The sequence below is a fragment of the Mycobacterium sp. genome (assembly GCF_019243155.1).
Lineage (GTDB): Bacteria > Actinomycetota > Actinomycetes > Mycobacteriales > Mycobacteriaceae > Mycobacterium.
In genome coordinates this window covers 1-8,883 of record NZ_JAFAUS010000490.1, presented here as the reverse complement: position 1 = coordinate 8,883, position 8,883 = coordinate 1, and the positions used below count along the sequence as shown (strand labels likewise).

Here is an 8,883-nt window from a genome sequence, read left to right as displayed (position 1 = left end):
CCTGGCCTTCGTGCAGCAGGAGGAGGAGTTCTTCGACCTAGACAAAAGCCGCTACGGCCTGGTGCCGGTGCACTGCGATGTCTGGGAGGGCTTCATCTTCGTCAACTTCGCCAAGGAACCCGAACAGCCGCTGCGCGAGTTCCTCGGACCGATGGTGTTGGGGCTTGAGGGCTACCCGTTCGACAAGTTGACCTCGCGTTTCTATTACCGCTCGGAGGTGAAGGCGAACTGGAAGCTGTACATGGACGCGTTCCAGGAGTTCTACCACGCGCCCGTGCTGCACGCGACGCAGTCGCCGACGGCGTATTCAAAGGCGGCCGCCGAGGCGGGATTTGAGGCCCCGCATTACCGCCTTGACGGCCCGCACCGTTTGGTCAGCACCTCGGGAATCCGGGCCTGGGAGATGGCGGACGAGATGCGCAAGCCCATCGAGGACATCTGTCAGAGCGGCCTTTTCGGCCCCTGGGAAAAACAGGATCTGGGGGAGATGCCGCCGGGGCTGAATCCGGCGAAATGCGATCCGTGGGGCCTGGATTCGTTCCAGCTCTTCCCCAACTTCGTGGTGTTGTTCTGGGGCCAGGGCTGGTATCTGACCTATCACTACTGGCCGACCTCGTACAACAGCCACATCTTCGAGGGCACCCTGTACTTCCCGCAGCCGCGCACGCCGCGTGAGCGCGTCGCTCAGGAACTGGCTGCGGTGACGTTCAAGGAATACGGCCTGCAGGACGCCAATACCCTCGAGGCGACGCAGTCGATGATCGAATCCCGGGTGCTCGACGGGTTCCTGCTCTGCGACCAGGAGATCCTCATCCGGCATCTCCACAAGGAGACCGCGGCATGGATCGAGGACTACCGGCGCACGAGCACGGCGGGGGTGTGACGATGTCCGCTCTGCTGCCAAGTGAATTCGCCGACCTGGAGCCGTTCACCGAGTGGTGTCTGCCCACCGAACCGGAGCGCTACGCCAAAAGACTGGCGAGCTCGATGGTCGAGATGAAGGCCTTCTACGACGCGATCACCCCGCGCGCCGAGGAGGCGCTTACCTATTGCGACAAGTTCCCCCTCGACGACTTGCCGGACGATGTCCTCAATCTGATGCACTTGCTGTATTCGATGATCATGGTGTCGTTCCCGGTGGAGTGCTGGAAGCAGCCCCGGGTTCCCGACTCCGGTGCGTCCACGTTGAACTGCGTGTCTGAGCCCGTTCCGTGACCACCGTCCTGCGAGCCGCGCGCTGGGCCGACGTCGACGCCGGTCAGGTCCATTCGCCGGCCGTGGTGGTCGTCGACGGGGAACGGATTGCCGCGGTCAATCCCGAAGGCCCACTGCCGGATTCGGCCACCGTCATCGATCTCGGGGACGTCACGCTGCTGCCCGGTCTGATGGACATGGAACTCAACCTGCTCATCGGTGGACCCGGCGGTCCCGAGGGACTGCCCGCCCCGATGCACGGGGTACAGGACGACCCCGCGTATCGCACGTTGCGTGGCGCGGTCAACGCGCGCACCACCTTGGAGGCCGGCTTCACCACCGTGCGCAACCTGGGGCTGATGGTCAAGACCGGCGGCTATCTGCTCGACGTTGCACTGCAGCGCGCCATCGATCAGGGCTGGCACGCCGGGCCGCGCGTCTATCCGGCCGGCCATGCGGTCACCCCCTACGGCGGGCACCTGGATCCGACGGTCTTCCAGCGCCTGGCGCCGGGGATCATGCCGTTGTCGGTGGCGGAGGGCATCGCCAACGGCGTGCCCGATGTGATCGCCTGCGTTCGCTACCAGGTCCGCCACGGCGCCAAGCTGATCAAGGTGTCGGCGTCCGGTGGCGTCATGTCGCACAGCACCGCCCCGGGCGCCCAGCAGTACTCGGACGCCGAGTTCGCCGCGATCGCCGACGAGGCCCACCGCGCCGGGGTGCGCGTCGCCGCACATGCGGTGGGCGACAAGGCGATCCAGGCTTGCATCCGCGCCGGGATCGACTGCATCGAGCACGGCTTTCTGGCCACCGACGAGACGATCCAGATGATGGTCGATCACGGCACCTTCCTGGTCTCCACCACCTATCTGACCGAGGCGATGGCGATCGACCGGATCGCACCGGAACTACGCAAAAAGGCCAACGAAGTCTTCCCACAGGCAAAAGCGATGTTGCCCAAGGCCATCGCTGCCGGGGTGCGGATCGCCTGTGGCACCGACGCGCCGGCGATTCCGCACGGCGAGAACGCCAAAGAGCTTCGGGCACTGGTGGATCGCGGGATGACGCCGATGCAGGCGATCCGGGCCGCCACCGTGGTGGCGGCCGAACTCGTGGAAGCCGACGACGAGTTGGGCCGGCTTGCTCCCGGCTATCTCGCCGACATCATCGCCGTACCCGGAGACCCCTCACACGACATCGGAACCACGCTCGACGTCGGCTTCGTCATGAAGGGCGGCCAGATCTACAAACATGCGGGAGGCGAGCATGGAACTCACCGATAACATCATGTGGCTGCTCAAGCAGGCCTTCTATTACTCGCTGACCACCATCAACGACGCGATGAGCGCGCACGGCGTGAGCACGGCCCAGATCGGTGTGCTGCGCCAGCTTGCCAACGAACCCGGCCTGTCCGGGGCCGACCTGGCTCGGCGCCTGCTGATCAGCCCGCAAGGTGTGCAGTTCGCGCTGACGTCGCTGGAGCGCCGCGGCCTGGTGGAACGCAAGCGAGACCCCCAACACGGGCGCATCCTGCAGGCCTACCTCACCGGCGAAGGACGCGATGTCGCCGCTGTGGTGGTGAGCGAAGCGGTCGCCGCGCACGACCGGGTATTCGGCGTGCTGACCACCGAAGAGCAGGAGGCCCTGCGGGACCTGCTGGGCCGCATCGTCGAAAAGGGCACTGGCCACGAGCTTTTCAACGACCACGTCGACTGACGCCGCCCACCGAGGAGTATCTAGTACTTGATATTAATGACAAGTAGTTGATAACGTGCTAGCGATGCCAGACTTCGCCGCCTTATCGCACGTCGGGAACTCGACGGACGTGCCGAGCACGCCTGACGAGGTGACCATCGAGCTCAACGGACGCTCCACGGTGGTGCCTTACTCGCAGGGCGACACCCTGCTGCAGACCGCGCGCATGGCCGGATTGGGTGCACCGTCGTCGTGCGAAGTCGGCTCCTGCGGAACGTGCATGGCGCGGTTGACCGAGGGGAGTGCCCGCATGATCAACAATGACGCGCTCGAGCCCGACGAGGTCGACGAGGGATGGGTCCTCACCTGCCAGGCGCTGCCGACCAGCCGCACGGTACGGGTGGTCTACGAGTGAACGCACCCAGGGTGGCTGTGGTGACCGGAGGCGCGTCCGGCATCGGCGAGGCCACCTGTCACGAACTGGGCCGGCGCGGCCTCAAGGTCGCCGTGCTCGACGTCAATGAGCAAGCGGCTCAACGAGTTACCGACGACCTTCGCGCGAACGGAGTGACCTCGATTGGTCTGGGCGCCGACGTCACCGACCGCGCCGCCGTCGAGCAGGCGTTCGCCAAAGTCCGCAGTGAGCTGGGGCCGGTGACGGTGTTGGTGACCAGTGCCGGGTTGTTCGGCTTCGCACCGTTCACCGAGATCACCGCCGAGGACTGGGCGCGGATCATCGACGTCAACCTCACCGGCACGTTCCACTGCTGCCAGGTCGCGCTGCCCGACATGCTGGCCGCGGAATGGGGCAGGATCATTACGATCTCGTCGTCGAGCGCGCAGCGCGGTTCGCCCAAGGCCGCTCATTACGCGGCCGCCAAGGGCGGGGTCATGACCCTGACGAAGTCGCTGGCCCGCGAGTACGCCGCACACGGGATCACGGTCAATACCATTCCGCCGTCGGGCATCGAGACGCCGATGCAGCACCAGTCGCAAGCCGCGGGATACCTGCCGCCCAACGAGACGATCGCCGGCAACATCCCCGTTGGCTTTTTGGGCACCGGTGCCGACATCGCCGCCGCGGTCGGGTTCCTGAGTTCCGAAGAGGCGCGTTACATCACCGGTCAGGTGATCGGGGTCAACGGCGGCTCGGTGCTATGACAACCATTGTGATGCTGCGCTTTTCAGGGTTGCGGACAAGGAGGTAGAGATGACGCGAGCAGGACGGCCCGTCGAGGGTTCCTGGACCGAGCACTACTCCGAACTGGGGACCGGCCCGGTATCCTTCCGTGACTCCACCTCCCCCGAGTTCTATGAACTCGAGCGCGAAGCGATCTTCAAGCGGGCCTGGCTCAACGTCGCCCGAGTTGAGGAGTTGCCGCGTGTCGGCAGCTATCTCACCAAAGAGATCGAGGCGGCGCGCACCTCGGTCATCCTGGTCAAGGGGCGCGACGAGCAGATCCGCGCCTTCTACAACGTCTGTAGGCACCGGGGAAACAAGCTGGTGTGGAACGACTTTCCGGGCGAGGAGACACGGGGGACCTGCCGGCAGTTCACCTGCAAGTATCACGGCTGGCGCTACGACCTCGAGGGCGCACTGAAATTCGTCCAGCAGGAGTCCGAATTCTTCGACCTCGACATGTCCGAATACGGGTTGGCGCCCGTGCACTGCGACGTGTGGAACGGATTCGTCTTCATCAATCTCGACCGCGAACCGCGACAGAGCCTGCGAGAATTCCTGGGCCCCATGGTTACCGGCCTGGACGGCTATCCGTTCGACAAACTGACCGAACGCTACGAGTGGGTCGCGCACAACAACAGCAACTGGAAGATCTTCGCCGACGCGTTTCAGGAGTACTATCACGTGCCTTCGCTGCATCCACAGCAGGTACCGCCCGAGGTGCGCGACCCCAACGCCGGATTCACCTGCGGGCACTTCCAACTCGACGGCCCGCACCGGTTGGTGTCCACGGCGGGCCGCCGGCGGTGGCTGCTGCCCGAGGACTACATGTATCCGATCGAACGGGCCACCAAGAGCGGGTTGGTGGGTCCCTGGCGGACGCCCGACGTCGGCGAACTGCCGGCCGGGCTGAACCCCGGCGGGATCGAGCCGTGGGGAATCAGCAACTTCCAGATCTTCCCGAACATCGAGATCCTGATCTACGGCGGTTGGTACCTGCTGTACCGATACTGGCCCACCTCCTACAACACGCATCGCTTCGAGGCCTACACCTACTTCCATCCCGCGGGCAGCGTGCGCGAACGCATCGAACACGAAGTGGCGGCCGTGGTGCTCAAGGAGTTCGCATTGCAGGACGCCGGCATGCTCGGTGGGACACAGGCCGCGCTCGAATACGGCATCGTCGACGAATTCCCCCTCAACGACCAGGAAATACTGGTGCGCCACTTGCACAAAGTGGTGGTCGATTGGGTCGATGCCTACCAACGCGAGAAGAACCCGGCGCCGGCGGGAGTGTGACGATGTCGGAAGCCTTGTTGCCCAGCGCGTTCGCCGAACTCGAGAAGTACGCCCAAACCTGGTGCCTGGCAACCGAAACCGAACGATGGGACGCCCGCATCGCCAGCACGATGCCGCAGATGCGGGAGTTCTACGACGCGTTCTTCCCGCGGCTCGAAGAAGCCATCGAATACTGCGACAAGTTTCCCCTGGAGAACTTGCCCGACGATGTGCTCAACCTGCTGCACATGATCTATTCGCTCGTCATGGTCGCCATGGCGGTGGAGATCATGCATCAGCCCGCACCGGTGTGCGCCGCCGACGCCGTCATGATCCGCACCGGCGAGCCGGTGCCCTGATATTCGCCAGATCGGAAAGAAAGGCCAGACCATGAGTCTGCTCACCATTACCAAGCTCCGCGATTCCGTCGGCGCCGAGGTCACCGGGCTGGATCCAGCCCATCTCGCATCCGATGACCCGGTCGGCGAAACTATCCTGGATGCGTTGGAGGATAACGGCGTTCTGGTTTTCCGCGGCTTGCGGCTCGACCCCGAGACCCAGGTGGCGTTCTGCCGCCGCCTGGGCGAGATCGACCACTCCTCCGACGGGCACCACCCCGTTCCCGGCATCTACCCGATCACGCTGGACACATCGAAGAACGCCTCCGCGGCCTACCTGAAGGCGACCTTCGACTGGCACATAGACGGCTGCACGCCCACCGGGGACGACTGCCCGCAGAAGGCCACCGTCCTATCGGCCCTGCAGGTGGCGGAGTGGGGCGGCGAAACCGAATTCGCCAACTCCTACGCCGCCTACGAAGCGCTGAGCGATGCGGAGAAGGACCGGTTCGGCGCGCTTCGCGTCGTGCACTCCCTGGAAGCCTCGCAGCGGCGCATCACTCCTGACCCCACGCCAGAACAGGTGGCGCGCTGGCGATCCCGGCGCACCCACGAACACCCCTTGGTGTGGACGCACCGCACCGGCCGCAAGTCGCTGGTGCTCGGCGCCTCGGCCGATTACGTGGTCGGCATGGACCTCGACGAAGGCCGGGCCCTGCTCGACGAGTTGCTCCAGCGTGCGACCGTGGCCGAAAACGTCTACAGCCACGACTGGTCGGTCGGCGACACCGTCATCTGGGACAACCGGGGAGTGCTGCACCGCGCGGCCCCGTACGACCCGACGTCGCGACGTGAAATGCTGCGCACCACCGTGCTCGGCGACGAACCGATCGAATAATCCTCGTAATGGCCAACTCCCATCCCCTTCGGTTGACACCGTTGCCGGCCGACGAGTGGGACGAGCGCGCTCGCACTGCCCTGTCGTCATTGATCCCCGCCGACCGCGCCAATCCCAGCGGCGCCGGCAACGTGTTGGCGACCATGGTGCGCCACCCCGACCTGACCCGTGCCTATCTCCCCTTCAACTCCTACCTGCTGAGGGACTCGACGCTGTCGGCGCGGATAAGGGAAGTCGCGCTGCTGCGGGTGGTGCATCGCGCCGACTGCGAATACCTCTGGTCGCATCACATTCCACTCGCCAGGCGGGCCGGTTTGAGCGCCGAGGACATCGACGCGGTCCGCTCGGGGGATTGCTCAGACCCGTTGGACGGCTTGGTGGTTCGAGCGGTCGACGATCTCGTCACCCAGCACACCGTCGCGCCGCCGACGTGGGATGAATTGGGCCACCGTTTCAGCGACGAGCAATGCATGGATCTGGTCTTCACGATCGGGGGCTATCTTCTATTGGCGATAGCGGTCAACACGTTCGGTGTCCAGGAGGAGCAGGCGTGAGCGATTCATCGGCCGAGGCCGCCCTGTTCGTCTCCACCGCACGCGCGTTTCTGGACAAACGGGCATCGCTGGCCGATGTGCGTGCCCTGCACGCCGACGGGCAGTCTTTCGATCCCACCTGGTGGCATCGCGCTGCCGAACTCGGCTGGACCAGCCTGCTGGTTCCCGAGGAGCTCGGCGGCGGCAGCGTGTCCGGAAACCCGTTGCACGACTTGGCTTCTATCGCCGAAGAGATCGGGCGCACCGTCGCACCCGGGCCCCTACACCCGGTGAGCACCGTACTGGCCGGGCTGGTCGACGCCGACAACCACGACGATCACGCCGACACCATCGACGCGCTCATCGCGGGCCAGACGGTCGCCAGCTGGGCCGTCGACGAGCCCGGACGCGCCTTCTCCCCACACGATCCGCTGTTGACCGCCCAGGTGACCGCCGGCGGCTATCGCCTCGACGGCGTGAAAGACCGCGTCGAAGCCGGCCCCCAGGCCGACGTGTTGCTGGTGACCGCGCGCACGGACGACGGCCCATGCCAGTTCCTCGTCTCGACCGACGCCCGGGGCGTCACCGTGCACCGGCAACGGTGCATCGACATGGTCAAGCAATACGCGCGGGTGGAATTCGACGCCGTCGAGGTGGCTGCCGCCGCCGCGGTGGGATCGGCCGAGCAGACGCCGGAACTGATCGAACGGCAAAGCCACATCGCGATGGTGCTGCAGTGCGCCGAGACGGTGGGGATGCTCGATGCGGTGCTCGGCATGACCATCGCGTGGGCCCGAGACCGCCACAGCTTCGGCCGGCCGCTGGCTTCTTATCAGGCACTCAAACACCGGTTCGCCGACATGACGATGTGGCAGCACGCGTGCCGGGCCATTACCGAAGGTGCCGTCGATGAAGTGGCAGCCCGCCAACCCGACGCCGGATTGTGGGTCAGCGCGGCCAAGTCCTACCTGGGGGAGCACGCGGGCCCGCTGGTACAGGACTGCGTGCAACTGCACGGCGGCATCGGCGTCACCTGGGAGCACGACCTGCACCTGTACCTGCGCCGGATCACGCTGTATCGCAACCTTTTTGGTACGCCCTCCGAGCACCACCGCGCCATCTACCGTCTCGCGGGCAATGCGAAAGTCCCCGCATGACCGCGGTGCAGGCCACCGAATCGGTCGACGCGTTCCGCGGCCGCGCCCGCGAGTGGCTGGCGGCCAACATGCCGCGCCTGGATCCCGACCGTCCCCCCAACGCGGCGCGCGACGACGAGGATGCTTGGCAGCGGGCCCGCGAGCTGCAAAAGCGCTTGTACGAAGGCGGATTCGCGGGAATCTGCTTCCCCCGTGAATACGGCGGCCTCGGCTTGGACGTCGTCTATCAGCAGGCGTTCACCGCCGAAAGCATCCCGTACGAGATGCCGGTGATCCTCAACGTCCCGACGTTCACCATATGCTGCGCATCCCTGCTCGATACGGGGACCGAAGCCCAAAAGACCCAGCACATCGCGGCCGCGCTGCGCGGCGACGAGGTGTTGGTCCAGCTTCTCTCGGAACCCAGCGGCGGCTCGGACCTGGCCGGCCTGATCACCCGAGCCGAACGCGACGGCGACGACTGGATCGTCAACGGCGCCAAGACCTGGAGCACCAGCGCGTTCGCCGCGGACTACGGGCTTTGTCTCGCGCGCACCGACTGGAATGTGCCCAAGCACGAAGGCCTGACGATGTTCCTGGTGCCCATCGCACATCCGGGAATCACGTTGCG

Annotated in this window: 11 protein-coding genes and 1 pseudogene; all 12 read left to right on the top strand. The window is 65.5% G+C overall.

Features of this window, described 5'->3' with window-relative positions; all coding sequences use genetic code 11:
• Positions 1-883 (top strand): SRPBCC family protein (locus JOZ00_RS24630; protein WP_293349390.1); only part of this gene is annotated, 883 nt, incomplete at its 5' end.
• Positions 880-1,215, top strand: coding sequence for a hypothetical protein (locus JOZ00_RS24625; RefSeq protein ID WP_293349393.1), 336 nt, complete (start codon positions 880-882; stop codon positions 1,213-1,215). The genes JOZ00_RS24630 and JOZ00_RS24625, both read left to right, overlap by 4 nt.
• Positions 1,212-2,477 (top strand): amidohydrolase family protein, encoded by a 1,266-nt coding sequence (locus JOZ00_RS24620; protein WP_293349387.1) that lies wholly within the window; start codon positions 1,212-1,214, stop codon positions 2,475-2,477. The genes JOZ00_RS24625 and JOZ00_RS24620 overlap by 4 nt, the downstream gene beginning before the upstream one ends.
• Positions 2,461-2,910, top strand: coding sequence for a MarR family transcriptional regulator (locus tag JOZ00_RS24615; protein ID WP_293349384.1), 450 nt, complete (start codon positions 2,461-2,463; stop codon positions 2,908-2,910). The genes JOZ00_RS24620 and JOZ00_RS24615 overlap by 17 nt, the downstream gene beginning before the upstream one ends.
• Positions 2,911-3,031: 121 nt before the next feature.
• Positions 3,032-3,304: pseudogene (locus JOZ00_RS24610) on the top strand (2Fe-2S iron-sulfur cluster-binding protein); the annotation flags it as partial.
• Positions 3,301-4,050 (top strand): SDR family NAD(P)-dependent oxidoreductase, encoded by a 750-nt coding sequence (locus JOZ00_RS24605; RefSeq protein ID WP_293349381.1) that lies wholly within the window; start codon positions 3,301-3,303, stop codon positions 4,048-4,050. The pseudogene JOZ00_RS24610 and the gene JOZ00_RS24605, both read left to right, overlap by 4 nt.
• A 49-nt stretch (positions 4,051-4,099) precedes the next feature.
• Entirely contained in the window at positions 4,100-5,368 is a 1,269-nt protein-coding gene (locus tag JOZ00_RS24600) for an aromatic ring-hydroxylating dioxygenase subunit alpha (protein ID WP_293349378.1), read from the top strand.
• Entirely contained in the window at positions 5,365-5,706 is a 342-nt protein-coding gene (locus JOZ00_RS24595; protein WP_293349375.1) for a hypothetical protein, read from the top strand. Before JOZ00_RS24600 ends, JOZ00_RS24595 begins: the two co-directional genes overlap by 4 nt.
• Positions 5,707-5,737: 31 nt before the next feature.
• The gene (locus tag JOZ00_RS24590; protein ID WP_293349372.1) at positions 5,738-6,583 is read left to right on the top strand and encodes a TauD/TfdA family dioxygenase; all 846 of its coding nucleotides are present in this window, start codon (positions 5,738-5,740) and stop codon (positions 6,581-6,583) included.
• Positions 6,584-6,591: 8 nt separating this feature from the next.
• Entirely contained in the window at positions 6,592-7,137 is a 546-nt protein-coding gene (locus JOZ00_RS24585) for a carboxymuconolactone decarboxylase family protein (RefSeq protein WP_293349369.1), read from the top strand.
• Positions 7,134-8,273 (top strand): acyl-CoA dehydrogenase family protein, encoded by a 1,140-nt coding sequence (locus JOZ00_RS24580; protein ID WP_293349366.1) that lies wholly within the window; start codon positions 7,134-7,136, stop codon positions 8,271-8,273. Before JOZ00_RS24585 ends, JOZ00_RS24580 begins: the two co-directional genes overlap by 4 nt.
• A partial coding sequence (locus JOZ00_RS24575) for an acyl-CoA dehydrogenase family protein (protein ID WP_293349363.1) occupies positions 8,270-8,883 on the top strand: 614 nt, incomplete at its 3' end. The genes JOZ00_RS24580 and JOZ00_RS24575, both read left to right, overlap by 4 nt.